The sequence below is a fragment of the Clostridium saccharoperbutylacetonicum N1-4(HMT) genome (genome assembly GCF_000340885.1).
GTDB classification, from domain to species: Bacteria; Bacillota; Clostridia; order Clostridiales; family Clostridiaceae; genus Clostridium; species Clostridium saccharoperbutylacetonicum.
This window is the reverse complement of the sequence record NC_020291.1, coordinates 369,312-388,276: the sequence shown is the minus strand read 5'-3', so window position 1 is coordinate 388,276 and position 18,965 is coordinate 369,312. Positions and strand designations below refer to the sequence as shown.

Sequence of the window (18,965 nt, the reverse complement as noted above, 5' to 3'; positions counted from 1 at the left end):
GGTGATTTATGGACAATAATTTCATTGAAAACAATCAATTATTAATGTCTAGCATACTTAATACTACTAATTCGGGTATCTTAGTCGCAGATCCTAACAAGGATGGTTACCCTATTATTTATGCTAATACTTCTTTTTTAAATATTACAAAGTACTCAAAAGAAGAACTTCTACAAAATAATTTATTCGATATAATTTTAAATAATTTAGATGCTTCAACTAAAAAGACTCTATATGATTTAATTATTAATAAAGAAATAATAAAAAACAAACTTTTAAATTATAAAAAAGATATGATTAATACTTACATTTCACTTAGTTTTCATCCTATTTATGACACAAATAATTCTCTATTATATTTTTTATTTTATTTTGACGATATAACAAAAGAAATATCATTAAAAATTCAAAAAGAAAAAGCTTTAAAAACTGAATCTTGTTTTCTATCAAACATAAGTCACGAAATGAAAACTCCTTTAAACTGTATAATAGGAATCGTTGATCTTTTAACAAAAACAGATTCCTCTGATATGGACAAAAAATATTTAGACACACTAGAAAGCAATTCTAAACAGTTATTGGACTTAATAGAAAGCATGCTCAGTTTATCAGAGCTTGACTCTGGCAATGATGGTTCAAACAATAGTTTATTTAACATTACCGACTTGGTAAATTCATTAGTCGATGATTATAAAAATAAAATACTAGGTAAGGGTTTGTCCTTTAATTATAATTATGATGAAAAAATCCCGCCTGCTTTAATTGGAGATAGTGCAAAATTAAAAAAAATCTTATCTTCATTATTAGATAATTGTCTTAAATTTACTGACAGTGGTGAAATAGCTTTTAATATAGACCTTAAAAGTATCGAAGAAAACAACAAAATCTATATTAGTTTTACACTAAGCGATACTGGCTTAGGCATACCAAAAAGTGAACTATTAAACATTTTAGATTTCGGTTCAAGATTAAGCAACTTTGCATATGACAAACATCGCCTTACACTTTTTAATGTTGCTCTTGCAAAAAAATTAGTTGCTCTGGTTAATGGTACAATTGACATTAAAAGCTCTTCTGATACTGGAACTACTGTGAACTTTATTTGCCCCTTTGAAATAATGCCTAAGGTAAACTCAAGTAGTAGCAATGAAACCAAAAAAATATTAATAGTCGAAGATTCTGAAGATAACAGATTTTTGTTTCATTCTTATTTGAAAAAAACTCCTTATAGTATTGATGATGCAGAAAACGGAAAAGAGGCCTATGAAAAATTCAAATTAGCAACTTATGACCTTATACTTATGGATATACAAATGCCTATAATGGATGGTTATACTTCAACTAGTCTTATAAGAGATTATGAAAAGCAAAATAACCTGCCACCAACTACAATTATTGCTTTAACAGCATTTTCCTTTAAAGAAGATCTTGACAAAGCCATAGAAGCCGGTTGTAATTTTACCTTAACGAAACCAGTAAAAAAAGCTATGCTGCTTGAAACAATAACCAATGTCTTATGAAAGGTGTTTTGAAAAATGGATACTAATATTGTACATGTTAACATTGAACTTGAAGATTTAATCCCTAACTTTCTAAAAAATAGAGCCGCTGAAATTAATTCCTTAAAGGAAGCTGTTACTAATTCTAACTTTGAAGATATTAAATTTTTAAGCCATAGCTTAAAAGGGACTGCTGGAGGATATGGCTTTGATCATCTCTCTCTCTTAGCAAAAGAAATAGAGTTAGCTTCCATGAACAAATCTTTAGAAGAGATTGAAAAACTAGTAATAGAGTTACAACAACATTTTGATAATATTGAAATTATTTACGTGGAGGAATAAACTATGAGCAACAAGCATGCAGTACTTTTTGTTGATGATCAAAAAGATATATTAATATTAATCGAGCGAATATTAAAAAATGAAGATTATACAAAGTTTTTTGCAAATGGTCCAAAAGAAGCTTTAGATATCCTAGAAAAAGAATCTATTGATGTTATCGTAACAGATATGTTAATGCCTGATATAGGCGGTCTTCAATTTCTTGAAATTCTAAAATTAAAATATCCAAGTATTGTTAGAGTTGTACTTTCTGGTTATGCTCAAGTTCCATTTATCGTCGAAGCCATTAATAAAGGAGATATCTTTAGATATATTACAAAACCTTGGAAAGTAACTGATAACGGAAAAATGATTATACGTGATGCAATACAATATTCAGATTACATAAAAAGATATGGCACTTATTATAAACCAATTTCAGGATTTTCCTTTACTGAAGAAAACATTAAAGATATAATGAGCAGTTATAACAAAGAATTTTTTATAACTGTCGATGATAAGCTTGTATTAAAATCAGATACAATTACCGAATTAGTAATAAATGAAGAAATAGCTGAAAAAGAACTTATTCTTTATAATAAACATAAAATTAATAATGATTCATATATCTACATAAAGAAATAATCTGTAAATTACAGATTATTTCTTTATTACTTTTGATTTAATTATTTCTATAACTCCTATAAAGGATAAGATTACATACATATAAATCATCCCTAGGGTTAACAATGGACTTTTTATATATTTCTTAAGATTTTCTTTTCTATACAATACAGGTCTAAAAAAATACCACCTTGAAAGTGTCTTCTTCAAGCCGCCTTCTTCACTCTCAATTGTCTTATTCATGACACTAAAATAATATTTCTTTTTCTGAACAATTCCTTTCAATGTTGCTTTTTTCTCATTATGGTGAATTTGCGTAAATATTGCTCGCTTTATTATTCCTCCATTTTCAATATACCTTATGGTAGGCTGTGTTTCCTCGAAAGAAATTTGATTTATATTAATTCCTCCTGTTGAATCATATTCCTTTATTCTCCAAAATCTTGCTGCTTCAACAGAATTACTTCCAATATCCTCACCTGCATTATTTATAATATTTCTCTCAAAAACTTTAACCTTTGAATAAAAATTAGTATAATCGGAAAACGAAATTTCTGGAACAATAAGCCCTCCAACCTTTTCATTTTTATCAAAGAAATCAATACAATCTTTTATAAGATTATCTTTAAGAATCATATCTGAATCAATTATGTAAATGTAATCTGAATTTAATTCCTTTGCCATTTCTATTGCCTTAAACCTTGCTATTCCTCTCTCTCCATGTGGAAGAGGAATAACTTTAAAATTATTATAGCCTTTTGCCGCTTCGTTCATCTTATCTATAGTATTATCAGTAGAACCATCATCAGCAACTATCACAAACAAATCCTCATAATTTTGACAAAGACAGCTTTTTAAACATTTTACTACATAGTCTGAACTATTATATGTTGAAAAGATTATAGAAACTCTCTTACTCATAATTTATTGCCTCCCTGTCTTATTTATATTATATCATCTATAAATTTATCAAAGCTTTTTGCCGTTTCATCCCAATGAAACTTAAGTGAATATTCATATGCACTTTCTATATGTTTTTCATAATCTTTTTTATCTTCTATAACTGCTTTCATATTAGTATAAATATTTTGAACATTATTTTCTTCACATAGATATCCCGCATTTCCATAATCTACAGCATCAACTATTCCTGGGGAATTATATACTATGCTAGGTGTACCTACTGCCGCTGCTTCAGTTACAATAAGTCCCCAGCCTTCTCTTTGTGATGGGAATATAAGTGCATGCGACTTACTCATTAACTCCAGTTTTCTTTCCTCACTCACGAAGCCAAACAACGTTACGTCCTTATTGTCTCCTTCTCCACCATATGTAATATTTCCTTCTTTAAAAATTGGCTTAAGATTTCTTTCAATATAGCTTTCATTCTTCTTCCCTACAATATAAAGCTTAGCTTTTGGATATTCTTTTTTTATTTGCGCAAATGCAAGTACACAGGCATCAATTCCTTTATAATTAACGAATCTTCCAACATAAATAAATGTTGGACATTCTTCTTTCTCTTTAAATTCTTCTTTCTTCCAATGTGTAAACTCTATTCCTTCTGGAAGTATCCTCACTTTATCAATATTAAATCCAATCTTTATCAAATCTTTCTTTGTAGATTCTGAAACTGTCATAGTATAATCATTTTTAGAAAGTTTTAAAAAAGGAGTTTCTGTAATATACCCAATTGCGCTTACTGGGAATTTTGCATTCATGAACCATATTTCTCTAGTGAGCTGATGAATAAAAAATATTCTTTTTTTAGCTTCAACCCAAAACTTTGTAAAAAACCTATGAGTATTACATTGATCAACTACAAAATTAATATTCTCCTCATTAGCTTTATAATATTTTCTAGCATCCCCTATAACAGAAAATGCATTTCCGCTTCTAATATAAGTAATATTATCAATGTTTTCAATTTCTTTCCCACCTTGAAAGCTTGGAGAAAAATGTATAATTCTATATTTATCAAAGTTTATTCTTTTTAACATTTCATGTGTATAAACCTCTGCTCCACCTTTCTTTGGTGCCTTTATATCTCTCCACGAAAGAAATAGCAAAGTTATTTTTTCACTCTTTTCTAGCTTATAGTCATTTATATCCACAAGATTATCTCCTTTCAACTTTAAATTGGATTAATAAAATTGTCATTAAAGAAAAATAAAAAATCGATTCAATTATAAAAATACTTTGGATATTACTATGAAAAATTGTAATAAGAATTGTAATAAGAATTGCTCCAATAAATAGAATCCATAAATATCTTGTTCTTTCTAAAATAACATTTATATTTATTATTAAAAAAGTATATATCATAAAAATATATGGTACTACACCCATCCAAAGGTAATCTCTAGCTTCCTTATATATAGCTCCAAAAAACATCTCAACAGTGTATGGCGCCACTAATTTATAAAAAATCACTGTCCCAATACTCAAAACTAAAATTAAAGCAAATAACTTTCTTACTTTATTATCGAATTCCGCTTTATTATTTAAGCTGTTGCTTAGCATAGTTACAAATACAGTCATTATACTTAAAGATACAAATTGAAGAACTTGACTATATTTCAATACTACTGCATATATACCTGATTCCTTTGGCAAATAAAAATTAACCATTATCATATCAATAGAAGTAAAAAAATAAAAGAAAAAATTTGCTATTATGACTTTTACGATTTTTAAGTAATGCTCTTTTATTGTTATCTCTTTAAAACTACTTCTATTTATTTTAAACTTAGTCCTATTCTTTATTAATCCATATATTAATGATATTGTCATTCCTACAAGAATTGAAATTAAAATAACCTCAACATTACGGAATAACCTTATCGCCACCAATATGAATAGCATTTTGGAAATTACCTCTATATAAAAACTTTTATTTAAATTAAAAAATTCCTCTGAACCTTGAAATATACCTCTCGAAATACTTAAAAGTATATTCACAAGTGAAATTATCATTATAAGGATAATTGCTGAATAACTTCCTCTCGTAAACCCATGAATAAGAGGACTAGTGATTAATAAAATTGCAAATACTACACTCATATAAAATATTGAAGTTTTAAATATTCCCTCAATATTAACCTCCTTCAGCTTACCTTTAGCAACTTCTTTTGCAGTGTAAGTTTGAAATGCAATTCCTACGACTAAAATAATTGCTAAAAATGAAAGTAATGAGTTCAATACACCATAATTTTCAGGTATCAAATACCAACTAATGAAAATTTGAAAGAAATAATTCAATCCATTTAGTGCTATATCAAAAACAGGAAAAAGCATTGCTTGATATTTTTTTACTCTATTACTCATCTTGATTCACCATATATTGGGGAACTGTAAATGAAAAACAGCTACCTTTTCCATATTCACTCTCAACAAAAATACTCCCACCATTTCTTTCAACAAATTCTTTACATAGTATAAGTCCAAGACCTGTTCCTTCCTCTTTTTGAGTTCCTTTTGTACTAAAATTCGAACCTATATTAAACAGTTTTTCTATGTTTTCTTGCTGCATTCCTACTCCATTATCCTCTACAGAGATTAAAATCAAATCCCCATCATTATAAGCTGAAACAATAATTTCTCCATTATCATAGGTAAATTTAATAGCATTAGAAATAAGATTCCTAATAACAGTATTTAACATATTATAATCTGCAAATACTTTAATCTCCTCTTTAATCAGCATTTTAATATTTATATTTTTTTTCTTTGCATTTAATGAAAGAAGTGTAACACTTGTATCTATTACTTCTGCTAAATTTAATGCCGAAGGCTTGTACTCAATCTTATTACCTTGAAGCCTTGACCATTGAAGTATATCTTCTAATAACTGACATACCTTTTCTGAATTTTTTAATATTCTTATCGAAAAATCATTTACTTCATCAATATCAAATTGATCAATATTTTGTACTAACTCCTCAGCTAATCCTCTAATTGCTCCAATTGGATTCTTTAAATCATGACCTATTATAGAAAAGAATTTATCTTTTGTTGCATTTGTCTCCTCCAATTTTTTTCTTGTATGTTGCAACTCTAATTGTACTCTGATTCGAGATAATAATTCTTTTTCATTAAATGGCTTTGTGATAAAATCTACCGCGCCATCATCTAATGCTTTTACTACACTGTTGCTATCACCTCTGGCTGTCAAAAAAATAATTGGTATATCTTTTGTATTTTTGTTCTGCTTAAGTACTTTATTGACTTTATAACCATCCATTTCCGGCATAACTACATCTAAAAGAATTAAATCGTATTTATTATTCCTTAATTCAATAATAGCTCTTATGCCTGAATTAACACTATGGATCTCGTATCCAGCATGTTCAAGTATATTGGTTACAATTCTAATGTTGAACAAAGCATCATCAACAATCAAAATTTTTCCATTACTGTTACCCATATCATTTTTCCGTTCCCTTACATTAAATTTTATTTAATCAAAATTTGGATAATTTTAACTCCTCCAGCGTTATCCTCTTATATATATATCGACATTTTTATATATTACTTTACATTTTTTCATATGAACATCTCAAATGGATACTTATGGAATGTAGTTTTTTGTACTTTTTGCACTTTTACTCAAAATAGCTGTAAAACACATTTTTTTACAACAAAAAAACTGCTTATAAACTACAATTGAAATTCTAATTTATAAGCAGTTTCTAATAATTTATTTATTATACAAGTGACACGCTACCTTATGGCCTGATTCTAATTCAACTAATAGCGGCTCTGTCTGTTTACATACATCCATACATTTTGAGCATCTAGTATGAAATCTACATCCTGCTGGTGGATTTATTGGACTTGGTACATCACCAGTTAAAATAATCCTCTCTTTTTTCTTCTCTGGATTAGGAATTGGTATTGCTGAAAGTAATGCCTGTGTATATGGATGCATTGGCGTTGAGTACAACTTATCTACCTCTGCAAGTTCAACCAACTTGCCAAGATACATTACACCTACTCTATCACTTATATGTTTAACAACATTTAATCCATGAGCTATAAAAAGATACGTAAAACCTAAATCTTTTTGAAGGTCATCCAAAAGATTTAATATTTGGGCTTGAATTGATACATCAAGAGCCGAAACAGCCTCATCACAAACAATAAGTTTAGGATTCACTGAAATAGCACGAGCTATCCCAACCCTTTGTCTTTGTCCACCACTGAATTCATGTGGGTATCTGTCCTTATGATATGAAGCAAGTCCAACTTGACTTAAAAGAGTATCAAGTTTTTTTTCTAATTCATCACCACTTGCAATACCATTAATTCTCATAGGCTCTCTTATTATATCTCCAATTGTCATTCTAGGATTTAAAGAAGCATATGGATCTTGGAATATAATTTGTATATTCTTACTTATATCTTTTCTATTGCTTTTGCGAATAGTATGCACTTCTTTTCCTTCAAATAATATTTCTCCAGAGGTAGAATCGAGTAATGTCACAAGAAGTCTTCCCATAGTCGACTTACCACAACCAGATTCTCCAACTATACCTAAAGTTTCTCCTTTATAGATATCAAAAGTAACATCGTCAACCGCTTGAACGTAAGCAGGTTTTTGGAAAAAGCCTGAAGATCCCACAGGAAAATATTTTTTTAAATTTTTTATTTCCATTAATTTTTCCTTATCCATTTGCTTTATCCTCCTCTTCATATAAGAAACAACGAACTTCTCTACCATTTAAATTATATAACGGAGGTTGTTCTTTTTTGCATTTTTCCATACAATCTGGACATCTATCTCTAAAAGCACAGCCTGAAGGTAAGTTCAAAGGATTCGGAACAGTACCAGGTATGATAAATAATCTTTCAGCCTCTTCATCTATTTTAGGAATCGAATTAAGAAGTCCCTTAGTATAAGGATGCCTTGGATTACCGAATAGTTCTTTAACTTCAGCTTTTTCAACCACTCTTCCGCAATACATTACAACAACCTTGTCTGCTACCTCTGCTACAACCCCTAAGTCATGAGTTATAAGAAGAATAGCTGTTCCCAACTTTTCTTTTAAATCAAGCATAAGATCAAGAATTTGAGCTTGTATTGTAACGTCTAATGCAGTTGTAGGTTCATCGGCAATTAAAAGTTCTGGATTACAACTAAGAGCCATAGCTATCATAACTCTCTGCCTCATACCACCACTTAGTTGATGAGGATAGTTGTTAACTCTCGTTTCTGGTGATGGTATTCCAACCAATCTTAACATCTCGATTGATCTATTTTTTGCTTCAGCTTTGCTCACTTTATCATGCTTAATAATAGCTTCTGAAATTTGCCTTCCTATTGTAAATACTGGATTCAAAGAGGTCATAGGCTCTTGAAATATCATAGAGAGCATTTTACCACGCATCTCTTGCATTTCTTTTTCCGATTTATCCAATAAATTTTCACCCTTAAATGACACTTCTCCAGTAACACTTGTTTTTGTAGTTTTTGAATGAAGTCTCATTACCGAAAGCGATGTAACACTTTTTCCACTACCTGATTCTCCAACAATTGCTACAACTTCACCTTTATTTACACTAAAATCAACACCATTTACAGCACAAACAGTTCCTTTTTTAGTTTTAAATTCTGTCTTTAAGTTCTTTATTTCAAGTAACATAATCTATCCCTCCTTAAGCGTTTAGCTTAGGATCAAGTGCATCTCTAAGCCCATCCCCGAGTAAGTTAAATGCAAGTACAGTAATTGTAATAGCAAGACCTGGGAATAAAATTATGTGTGGTGCATTAAAGAAATAAGTTCTACCTGAACCAAGCATTGTTCCCCATTCAGCATATGGTGGCTGAACTCCAAGTCCCAAAAAGCCTAATGCTGAAGCATCTAAGATTGCACCTGAAATTCCAAGTGTTGCACGAACAATTATTGGCGATAAAATATTTGGAAGTACATGTTTAAAAATTATAACAAAATCATTATTTCCAATTGCCTTCGCTGCTTGTACATATTCACTTTCTCTTACTGATAACACACAACCACGTACTATACGTGCATATTCAGGAATAGTAACTATACTAATTGCAATAACAGCTTTATCAATTCCTCTACCTAAAGCTGCCATAAATGCAATTGCAAGTAATAATGATGGGAATGCCAAAATTATATCCATAATTCTCATTAAGAACATATCAAGCCTTCCTCCAAAATATCCACAAATTGAACCAACTACAGTTCCAATTGATAAAGCAATAGCTACAGCAACTATACCAACTCTAAGTGAAATTTTAGTACCATCAATTACCCTTGAGAAAATATCTCTTCCTTGTTCATCTGTTCCAAAAAAATGTGAAGCTGATGGAGTTTGAAGTGAACTTGATAGTTCACCAGTATTAGGATCATAAGGCATTATAAAACTTCCTAAAATAGCAACCAGCACTATTACTACAATAACAATTAATCCAACAAGTGCAGCTCTATTTGAAATGACTAATCCCATAAATTTCTTAAATCTTTTCAATAATGATTTTTTTTCTTCTTGATAATTTAAATTGATCGTCTCCATAAAATGCCTCCATCTTTAAGAATATTTAATACGAGGATCTATAAATGCATAAAGTAAATCAACAAATAAATTTACTAAAACAAATATAATAGCCATTATCATAACAGCCCCTTGTACCACAGGATAATCTGACTTTAAAATAGCATCAATTGTATAGCTTCCTATTCCTGGCCACGAAAAAACTGCTTCCGTTAAAACAGCTCCTCCAAGCAAAGATCCTAATTGGAGTCCAATAACAGTTGCTACTGGGATTAAAGCATTTCTTAAACCGTGACCTTTTATAACTATTTTTTCAGCTAATCCTTTAGATCTTGCAGTTCTAATGTAATCTTGTCCTAAAACTTCAAGCATAGTAGAACGTGTCATACGAGCAATAATCGCAGTAGAATATGATGAAAGTGCTATCACAGGTAACACTAAGTGTTCTAAAGAATCAATAAAAGCAGCTATATTACCTGAAATCAAGCTATCTAGAAGATAAAGTCCAGTAATCTTATCTGGCTCTAACCCTATAGTTGCTCTACCTGATACAGGAAACCATCCCAATACTACTGAAAATAAAACTATCAATAGTAATCCAAGCCAAAATATAGGCATAGATACCCCAACTAAAGATGTCCCCATACAAAGATAATCTAAAATCGAATTTTGCTTTACAGCTGAAATAACTCCAAGTGTTATACCTACAATAGATGCTACTATTATAGAAAGTATTGCAAGTTCGATAGTTGCAGGAAATCTTGAGAAAATCTCAGTAGCCACAGAACTTTTAGTTATAAGAGATGTACCAAAATCTCCTGTAATAATACCACCTATAAATTTAAAGTACTGAACATACAAAGGATCATTTAATCCTAATTGCTGTCTCAAAGCATCTATTTGTTCTTGGCTAGCATGCTGACCTAAAATTATTGACGTAGGATCTGTTGAAAATACATGCATTATTAAAAATACTAGGATTGAAACTCCAATAACTACTGGTATTAACAATAATAATCTCTTTATAAAATACTTAAACATAACCTCACCTCTTTGAATATGTATTGGGTACATTCAAAAATATCAAGTTATGCACGCATAAAATCTCTTCTGATGAAAAATATTATACATCGCATCTTAAATTGATTATTTTGTTTCATGTACCTTAATTGGAAAGCTCCGACTTCTGCCGGAGCTTAGTTAAAGTAATAATTATTCTTTATCAACCTTTTGGAAGAAAACTGAACCTGTTGGATGAACACTGAAATTCTTAACCTTTGCTGATGAAGCTGCCATTGATTTAGCATATGAAATGTTAACCCATGGTGCCTCTTTTGCAAGTATATCTTGAAGTTGTCCATATATTGCGTTTCTAGCATCCCCATTTGGTGTAGCTTTACCTTGTGCTAAAAGTTTATCAACTTCTGGATTTGTGTATCTAGCAACATTTAAACTTGAAGCAATTTCTTTACTATCAACTAATGATAAGAAGTTATCTGCATCTCCATTATCACCATTCCATCCATAGAATTTAATATCGCCTTCACCTTGCTTAGTTTTATCTTTATATTCAGTCCATTGATATACATCAATTGTTGCAGTAATACCAACTTTGCTTAAATAATTTTGTACCGCTTCTGCTAATTTTTGTCCACCAACAGAGTTATAAGGTCTTGGATTAGAATAAGTAATCATCTTAATTTTAAGATTTTCTTTTCCTAAATCTTTAAGCATTTGTTTAGCTTTTTCTGGATTATATTCGTATGCTGCTACATCCTTATATCCAGCAATAAAATTAGGTAACATAGTTTTTGCAGGATCTGCATAACCTTGATATAAATATTGAACTAATTCATTACGATTAATTGCATAAGATACAGCTTCTCTTACCTTTGGATCATTAAATGGAGCTCTGTCACAATCAAAAGCCATATAATTTATATTCATTCCAGGTTTAGAGAATATATTCATACCCTTTTCTTTTAATTTATCAACATCACTTGGATCTAATCCATCCATTGCATCAATTGCACCAGTCATAAGTTCACTAGCTCTTACTGAATTTTCTTTATCAATCTTGATTACTACTTTATCAAGTTTTGCTTTTTCGCCCCAGTAATCATTATTCTTTTCAAGAGTTACTTTTGATCCCTTTTCCCAAGAAACAAATTTAAATGGTCCAGTACCAACTGGTGCCTCATTTAAATTACCCTTATTTTTTTCAAGAGCAGTTGGACTTACAATTGGAGCTGCAAGTGTCATTGCAAGATTTGCTAAAAATGGTGTATTAGCAGACTCAAGTGTAAATTTAACTGTATTTGCATCAACTGCTTCAACCTTTTTAACTCCATTAAAAGTAAATGAAGCATAAGGCATATCATCTGTTGCATTTGGAGGTAATTGACGACTTACTGATTTAACAACTGCATCTGCATTAAAATCAGTTCCATCATGGAATTTAACTCCTTTTCTAAGATGGAAAGTATACTCTTTGCCATCTGCACTAATATCCCATTTTTCTGCTAAGCATGGTTCAACGCTTGTATTATCATCCCCGTATTTAACTAAGCCTTCATATATATTACACATAACTTTAGCTGACTCTCCATCGTCAACAAAAGCTGGATCAAGACCTCTTGGATCTGCTCCTTGCGCAAATATAAAGGTTTTTGCTGCTGCCGTCTTAGCTGCTTGTCCACTACCTCCGCATCCTACAAGAGCGGTTGCAGCAAGCACCCCAGCAAGCACACATGCTAATATTCTTTTTTTCATATTATTTTATCCCCCTTTTTATTTTTTAATTATTGCATTAATCTAATATGATTTAGTATTACAAATTATTGTTTTAATAAATCATTTTAGTTTATTAACATTAACTAATCCCCAATTTATATCCTACTATTTCAATAGGTATTATATACTTTTTAATATAAATTACATTTTAAATCTTGTCAATAAATTTATTTTATGTAATTATCATTATTTTTTTCATAATTATTCCTATACAAAAAGGAAAAGTAAATTAAAAGTTTTAATAAAAAAACTCTTAGTTTATTCTTCCCCATTGAAGCATTAATTTATTTAACGAATCTGTTAACAAAACCATTAATCTTTTACAAGTATAGCATATTTTTTAACGCTTGTATATTAAAATTTTAATATTTTAATATAATTATTAATAATTTAAAATTTTATTATCGAGTAATATTTCTATTTTTATATTTTATCTATTTCAAAAACAACTTCAAATAATAATACTATTAAATATAAATATCATTTAACAAAAAATAACTGAGTAGTATTCTATATGCCATAAAATACTACTCAGTTATCTTTTACAATACTTTAATATATTCTGATACAAATTCTTTAATTTCATTAATTTTTGAAAGATCTTTTCCAACGTATATATAATATTTTACACCGTCATATTCCCATTCCATATTATATTTAGTCACAATATCAACAGGCTTACTTTCCATGTCTGTCCTACTAACTCCATTTCCAACCTCTTTCATATTGTACTCAGGTTGTGATTCTTTTATAATTTTACATACAATATCATCAATAGTAATTTCTTGCTCAATATTCTCATTATCTTCTTTTGAATCCTCATTTTCTTTCATCAAAGTCAACCAAAATTCATTGCCTTGCCCATCTGTATATTTTGAGTCCACATTTCCGATTAACTTATATTTCTTATTAAGTTTTTTATAAGCGGTATCATCATATACAGCCTTTATTAATTCATGCATTATACTATCTATCTCTTTATATTTTACGTTTTCAACTCTTATCCTAGCATATGGCACTCTAACTTCATCATTTTCCTTTGAATAAATATATTTACCAAACTTTTCAGGTAAGTTAACTTTAAAACCAAATCTTCTCTCTATATCACTCTTATTTTCATCATCTATTGGTATAGGTGCACTATAAACTGGAATTTTTGTCTCTTGTGAATTCTCTACAACATTCCCATATTTATCTGGATAAAATATTGTTTTTAACATCTCCTCTGCAGCAACCCTTGCTCCTGATGAAAATGTAAAAACACCTAAAATGCTAAGTGTAATGAGACATGCAGGCACTAGTGCAACTTTCTTCATATGTTTCATATTAATTTTTTCTTTCTTGCACATTTCTTTCTCCTTCTTATTCCAAGCCTCATTAAAAATATCTCTTGAAGGCTCGATATAAGATATATTATCATCTATTGCAGACTTTATAACATTATCTAAATTATCATTATTCCTCATTTTAATTACACTCCCTTCTATTTAACTATTCGCACTCCATGCTCATTTTCCATACAGTTTCCTAATTGCTTTCTCAAGGCTGCCCGCGCATAAAATAGTCTTGATTTTATCGTAGCTTTGAAACAGCCTGTAACCTTTGAAATTTCTTCTATTGACATATCATTATAGTAATAAAGAATAACAACTGTTTTTAAATTTTCACTTAAATCATTAATTGCATTTTCCATTACACTTTTCATTTCATAATTATCAATTACATTCCTTTTCCCTTGGTTCTCATCACAAAACAACTCTTCATTTTCTGATGTTATTTCCAACGGAACCAGCTCTGATTGTTTTTTTAACATTTTCCATCCTGTACGAATAAGAATTCTAAAGAACCATACTTTAAACGCCTGTGGTTCTTTAAGTTTGTGTATTTCTATAAAACATTTCATATATGTTTCTTGGAGTATATCTTCCGCAATCCCTTTATTTCCTGCCAAAAAATGAACAGTTGCTAATGCCTTTTTTTCAACAGTCTGTAAAAGTTCACGAAAGGCTTCTTTTTCTCCCTGCTTACAACGCATTATTATTTCTTCTATCTCCATTCTTGCACCTCTTTTCTTCTTTGGAGCTCCTATAATATAAGAGCACTAATTTATACAAAAGGTTTTGTTAATATTATTTTTTCTTCTTTTATATAGATATCCAATTTAAGAATCAAACTTATAAATGGAATATACATACATCATTGAGAAATTATAATCGTAAAACTACACTAGAAATTAGATACATATTTGTGCAAGCGGCATATGAAATTAAGCTGTGATGATTATTAAGCAGATAAGTGAAAGTCCAAATCTATGATTTGGTTTCTTGAACTTAGTTAACTCATTCATGAGTTAACCTCCTTTAAAAAACTGATTTGGTGTGAATCGTGTGCTTAGCGAACGAACGTGAGTCGAGTTTCCTCTAAGGTTGTTTCATTTTCTGCTTGTCATAAATTTACTTTAGGAACATGCAGAAATGGGTGCAACCTTCCGCTTAGAACCTTCCAGCGAAAATTTCACTAGTCCTGTGGAAGATAAATGTATCTGATTTCGGTAATTGTTGCATAAGTCTAATTCTCGCTTTGAATATCTATAAATTATATTATCAACGAAAAAAGAGTAGTTTCAAATACTAACTACTCTTTTTCACTAAACTATTTATTATATTATCATAGAATATTCTTGAGATACTTTTCCAGAACCAATATATAATACTTTATTCACATACTTTTCCTGGATTTAATATATTTCTAGGATCAAATGCTAATTTTATTCCTTGCATTATATTTATACATTTGTCAGGTAGTGATTGCTTTAGGTATCCTTTTTTAGCAAAACCTATACCATGTTCTCCAGAAACTTGTCCTCTTAATTCTTTAGCTTTGTCATACATTATTTGCATAACTTCACTCAATTTTGCTTTCCATTCTTCTTCATTTAATTCATCTCTTAATATATACACATGTAAATTACCATCTCCAGCATGTCCAAAACTCTTTATTCTAACATTGGCTTTGCTTTCTAGTTCATGTGTAAAGGTAACAAACTCTCCAATCTTGTTTCTTGGCACAACAACGTCAACCTCATCCATTTCAGTTGTTAATGCTTTAATTGCTTCAAGGAAACATCCTCTAGCTGACCATATAGATTCTTGTCTTTCTTCTGTATCAGAAATAAGTACATCTAATGCTCCTGATTCTAAACATATTTTCGCAACATTTTCATAAGCCTTTTCAATTTCTTCTGTGGAATTTCCATCGAAAGTTAATAATAAATATGCATCCGAAGATTTATCTGGGAAACTCTTTCCTAAAAACTCTTCTGCAGCTAAAATAGCTTCTCTTTGCATAAATTCTATAGCTGTTGGTATAGATTTTGACTTAATTATTTTAGGAACAGTTTCTATTGCTTTTTCAAGACTCTCAAATGGAACTAAGAGACTTAAAGCCTTTTTAGGAAGTGGCAATAATTTCAAAACTGCTTTTGTTACTATTCCTAAAGTTCCTTCTGAACCAATCATTAAATCTTTTAATGAATATCCAGAACTATTTTTAACAACTTTTCCTCCAAGTTCTACTATTTCTCCATTTGGAAGAACTACCTCAAGACCTCTTACATAATCTCTTGTAACTCCATATTTTACTGCTCTCATTCCACCTGCATTAGTACTTATATTTCCACCAATTGTTGCAGATTTCTCACCTGGATCTGGAGGGTAGAATAAATCAAACTCCTCAACATATTTTCCTATATCCATTAAAAGTACTCCAGGTTCTAAAGTAAGAGTTAAGTTTTCATCATCTAGTTCTAAGATTCTATTCATCCTGCTAAGGTCAATAACAATTCCACCTTTAAGAGGAACAGCTGCACCTACAAGCCCAGTACCAGACCCCCTTGGAGTAACTGGAATATTATTTTCATACGCATATTTCATTACCTTTGAAACTTCTTCTGCACTAGTTGCCTGAACCACTATGTCAGGCATCTTTTTTATTCCACCTAATTCATCATGACTATAGTCTTCATTTATTTGGTCTTTAAAAAAGACTCTTTCTTTATCATTTTCTGCTACAGACAATATATATTCATAATCTTTTAATTCAACTTCTTTGTAGCTCATAGTTTATGCCTCCTTAGCAAGTTTTATTTTTTCTATTAATTCTGGAATTACTTCATACATATCTCCAATGATTCCATAATGAGCAACCTTAAATATTGGTGCCTTTTCATCTGTATTAATTGCAAAAATATAATCTGAATTATTCATTCCTGCAGTAAACTGAACTGCTCCTGAAATACCGCAAGCTATTATAAGTCTTGGTCTAACGGTTCTTCCACTTAATCCAATTTGTCTCTTAGCATCAATCCATCCTGATTCAATAAGCGGTCTAGTACATGCAAATTCTGCATTTAAAGCTTTTGCTAATTCTTTTAACATCTCTAAATCTTTTTCTGACTTAACTCCACGTCCTGCTGCAACAATTACTTCTGCATCACTTATTCCAACTTCTGAAACTTTTTTCTTTATTTCAAGTGCTTCTATTCCTGAATTTAATTTTTCTTTATCAATATTACAATTGACTATCTCACCAGTTATCTCTTCACTTCTCTTAGGTGCTGTCATAACTTTATATCTAACAGTTGCTAGTTGAGGTCTAGAGTTTGGTGTGATTATTTGAGCCATTATATTACCGCCAAAAGCTGGTCTTATTTGAACAAGATCTGTATTTTCCTTAATATCTAGAATTGTACAATCTGCTGTAAGTCCAGTCTTAAATCTTGCTGCAATTCTTGGTGCTAAAGATCTTCCTATTGTTGTAGCTCCTACTAATAAAGCGGTTGGCTTAACTTTGTTTATAAAATCTTCAAATGCTGCTGTGTACGGTTCTATTCTAAAGTATTCTAATGCTTCATCGTCATACACAAAAACTTTATCAACGCCATAGTGTAAAAGTTCTTCTGCTTTATGAGAAATATTATTTCCAACAAACACTGCGTAAACAGGGTGATTTATTTTACCTGCTAATTCTCTAGCCTTTCCAATTAATTCATAAGTAACTGGATGAATCTCACCCTCAACATGGTCAACATATACACCTATTCCATTCCATGCACTCTTATCTATTTCTTTAACTTCATCTTCTATATATTCAACTGCACCCTTAGGACCTTTCTTAACGCAAAGCTTACACATCTTACATGCTCCATTTATTTCAACTTTGCCAGCATTATTTTCAAGAGCACCAAAAGGACAAATTTTTATTAACTCTTCAATATTTGTTATTTTATCCTGATTTACAACTAATTTTGCCATATTCTCTTCTCCTCCATCGACTTATTTCTTAAAAAACCTAATTAAATAAATTTAAGTTCTTTTAACTTACATCCAATTTTCTCACTTAATTCACTAGAATTTCCTGTCCATAGTTCCCTGTCATTATTAACTTCTGGTGGAAAAATTCTTTCTACTTGAGTAGGAGAACCATTTAAACCATAATTCATTTCATTCTTATCATCCAATTCATTAAGACTTAACACTGTTATTTCTCTATCTTGTGTATCTAATTTCCTCTTATAAGATGGTAGTCTTGGTTCAAAAATTCCTTTATCAACAGTGATTAAACAAGGATATGCTATTTTTACTGTTTCAATACTTTCAGGCATGTCCATCTCAACTGTAATAAATTCATCTTCTATTTTCACTATTTTTTTAACATTTGCCACATGAGGTATATTAAGCCACTCCGCCATTTCAGGACCGACTTGAGCTGTATCACCATCTGTGGTTTGTTTACCGCAGATTACAAGTTCGAAATCTCCCATTTTTTTAACTCCTTGAGCAATTGTGTATGAAGTGGCTAAAACATCAGCTCCTCCAAATTTTCTATCTGATAGTAAGGTTCCTCCATCAGCACCCATTGTAAAGGCTTCTTTTATTACACTCATCGCCTGATTAGGTCCCATACTCAAAACCTTAACTGTTCCACCTTCATCTTCTTTAATCTTCAATGCTGTTTCTAAAGCATATAAATCATATGGATTCATTTTAGAATCTATACCATCTCTCTTTAATACACCAGTATCTGGATCAACTTCAACTTTTGAAGTTCCTGGTACTTGTTTAATACATACTAAAATATTCATTATATTTTTCCTCCTAATAATTTATATTTAAATTTACATACGCCTTGCGGTGATTAAAATTTATC

The 18,965-nt window shown here is 30.4% G+C and carries 17 protein-coding genes; 3 read left to right on the top strand and 14 right to left on the bottom strand.

Annotated elements, in window-relative coordinates:
* Positions 1–8: 8 nt before the first annotated feature.
* Genes CSPA_RS01805 through CSPA_RS01795 form a run of 3 tightly spaced genes read left to right on the top strand, consistent with a single transcriptional unit; the run spans position 9 to position 2,465 of the window.
* Positions 9–1,520: a response regulator gene (locus CSPA_RS01805; protein ID WP_015390509.1), complete on the top strand. Its 1,512-nt coding sequence runs from the start codon at positions 9–11 to the stop codon at positions 1,518–1,520.
* 15 nt (positions 1,521–1,535) lie between these two features.
* Positions 1,536–1,841 (top strand): Hpt domain-containing protein, encoded by a 306-nt coding sequence (locus CSPA_RS01800; protein WP_015390508.1) that lies wholly within the window; start codon positions 1,536–1,538, stop codon positions 1,839–1,841.
* A gap of 3 nt (positions 1,842–1,844) precedes the next feature.
* Positions 1,845–2,465 carry a response regulator gene (locus CSPA_RS01795; protein WP_015390507.1) on the top strand — a complete coding sequence of 207 codons (621 nt, stop codon included), beginning with the start codon at positions 1,845–1,847 and terminating at the stop codon, positions 2,463–2,465.
* Positions 2,466–2,480: 15 nt separating this feature from the next.
* Here CSPA_RS01795 and CSPA_RS01790 read toward each other — a convergent pair whose 3' ends face one another.
* From CSPA_RS01790 to CSPA_RS01725, 14 genes are all read right to left on the bottom strand, one after another.
* On the bottom strand, positions 2,481–3,365 hold the full coding sequence (locus tag CSPA_RS01790) for a glycosyltransferase family 2 protein (protein ID WP_015390506.1): 885 nt from the start codon (positions 3,363–3,365) through the stop codon (positions 2,481–2,483).
* A gap of 23 nt (positions 3,366–3,388) precedes the next feature.
* Positions 3,389–4,558, bottom strand: coding sequence for a glycosyltransferase family 4 protein (locus CSPA_RS01785; RefSeq protein ID WP_015390505.1), 1,170 nt, complete (start codon positions 4,556–4,558; stop codon positions 3,389–3,391).
* Positions 4,559–4,562: 4 nt separating this feature from the next.
* Complete coding sequence (locus tag CSPA_RS01780; RefSeq protein ID WP_015390504.1) at positions 4,563–5,771, bottom strand: oligosaccharide flippase family protein; 1,209 nt, start codon at positions 5,769–5,771, stop codon at positions 4,563–4,565.
* The gene (locus tag CSPA_RS01775) at positions 5,764–6,870 is read right to left on the bottom strand and encodes a hybrid sensor histidine kinase/response regulator (RefSeq protein ID WP_015390503.1); all 1,107 of its coding nucleotides are present in this window, start codon (positions 6,868–6,870) and stop codon (positions 5,764–5,766) included. Before CSPA_RS01775 ends, CSPA_RS01780 begins: the two co-directional genes overlap by 8 nt.
* A gap of 273 nt (positions 6,871–7,143) precedes the next feature.
* Positions 7,144–8,118 carry an ABC transporter ATP-binding protein gene (locus CSPA_RS01770; RefSeq protein ID WP_015390502.1) on the bottom strand — a complete coding sequence of 325 codons (975 nt, stop codon included), beginning with the start codon at positions 8,116–8,118 and terminating at the stop codon, positions 7,144–7,146.
* The gene (locus CSPA_RS01765; protein WP_015390501.1) at positions 8,111–9,088 is read right to left on the bottom strand and encodes an ABC transporter ATP-binding protein; all 978 of its coding nucleotides are present in this window, start codon (positions 9,086–9,088) and stop codon (positions 8,111–8,113) included. The genes CSPA_RS01770 and CSPA_RS01765 overlap by 8 nt, the downstream gene beginning before the upstream one ends.
* Before the next feature lie 13 nt (positions 9,089–9,101).
* The gene (nikC, locus tag CSPA_RS01760) at positions 9,102–9,986 is read right to left on the bottom strand and encodes a nickel transporter permease (RefSeq protein WP_015390500.1); all 885 of its coding nucleotides are present in this window, start codon (positions 9,984–9,986) and stop codon (positions 9,102–9,104) included.
* A 15-nt stretch (positions 9,987–10,001) separates the two neighbouring features.
* Complete coding sequence (locus tag CSPA_RS01755) at positions 10,002–11,006, bottom strand: ABC transporter permease (protein ID WP_015390499.1); 1,005 nt, start codon at positions 11,004–11,006, stop codon at positions 10,002–10,004.
* A 171-nt stretch (positions 11,007–11,177) separates the two neighbouring features.
* A complete protein-coding gene (locus CSPA_RS01750; RefSeq protein WP_015390498.1) occupies positions 11,178–12,737 on the bottom strand; it encodes an ABC transporter substrate-binding protein in 1,560 nt (519 codons plus the stop codon).
* Between the two features lie 563 nt (positions 12,738–13,300).
* Positions 13,301–14,224 carry a hypothetical protein gene (locus CSPA_RS01745; protein WP_015390497.1) on the bottom strand — a complete coding sequence of 308 codons (924 nt, stop codon included), beginning with the start codon at positions 14,222–14,224 and terminating at the stop codon, positions 13,301–13,303.
* A 17-nt stretch (positions 14,225–14,241) separates the two neighbouring features.
* The gene (locus tag CSPA_RS01740; RefSeq protein WP_015390496.1) at positions 14,242–14,814 is read right to left on the bottom strand and encodes an RNA polymerase sigma factor; all 573 of its coding nucleotides are present in this window, start codon (positions 14,812–14,814) and stop codon (positions 14,242–14,244) included.
* Positions 14,815–15,472: 658 nt separating this feature from the next.
* Positions 15,473–16,876, bottom strand: a complete 1,404-nt coding sequence (locus CSPA_RS01735) for an FAD-binding oxidoreductase (protein ID WP_015390495.1) — start codon at positions 16,874–16,876, stop codon at positions 15,473–15,475.
* 3 nt (positions 16,877–16,879) lie between these two features.
* The gene (locus CSPA_RS01730; RefSeq protein WP_015390494.1) at positions 16,880–18,070 is read right to left on the bottom strand and encodes an electron transfer flavoprotein subunit alpha; all 1,191 of its coding nucleotides are present in this window, start codon (positions 18,068–18,070) and stop codon (positions 16,880–16,882) included.
* Between the two features lie 41 nt (positions 18,071–18,111).
* The gene (locus CSPA_RS01725) at positions 18,112–18,900 is read right to left on the bottom strand and encodes an electron transfer flavoprotein subunit beta/FixA family protein (protein WP_015390493.1); all 789 of its coding nucleotides are present in this window, start codon (positions 18,898–18,900) and stop codon (positions 18,112–18,114) included.
* Positions 18,901–18,965: the final 65 nt, after the last annotated feature.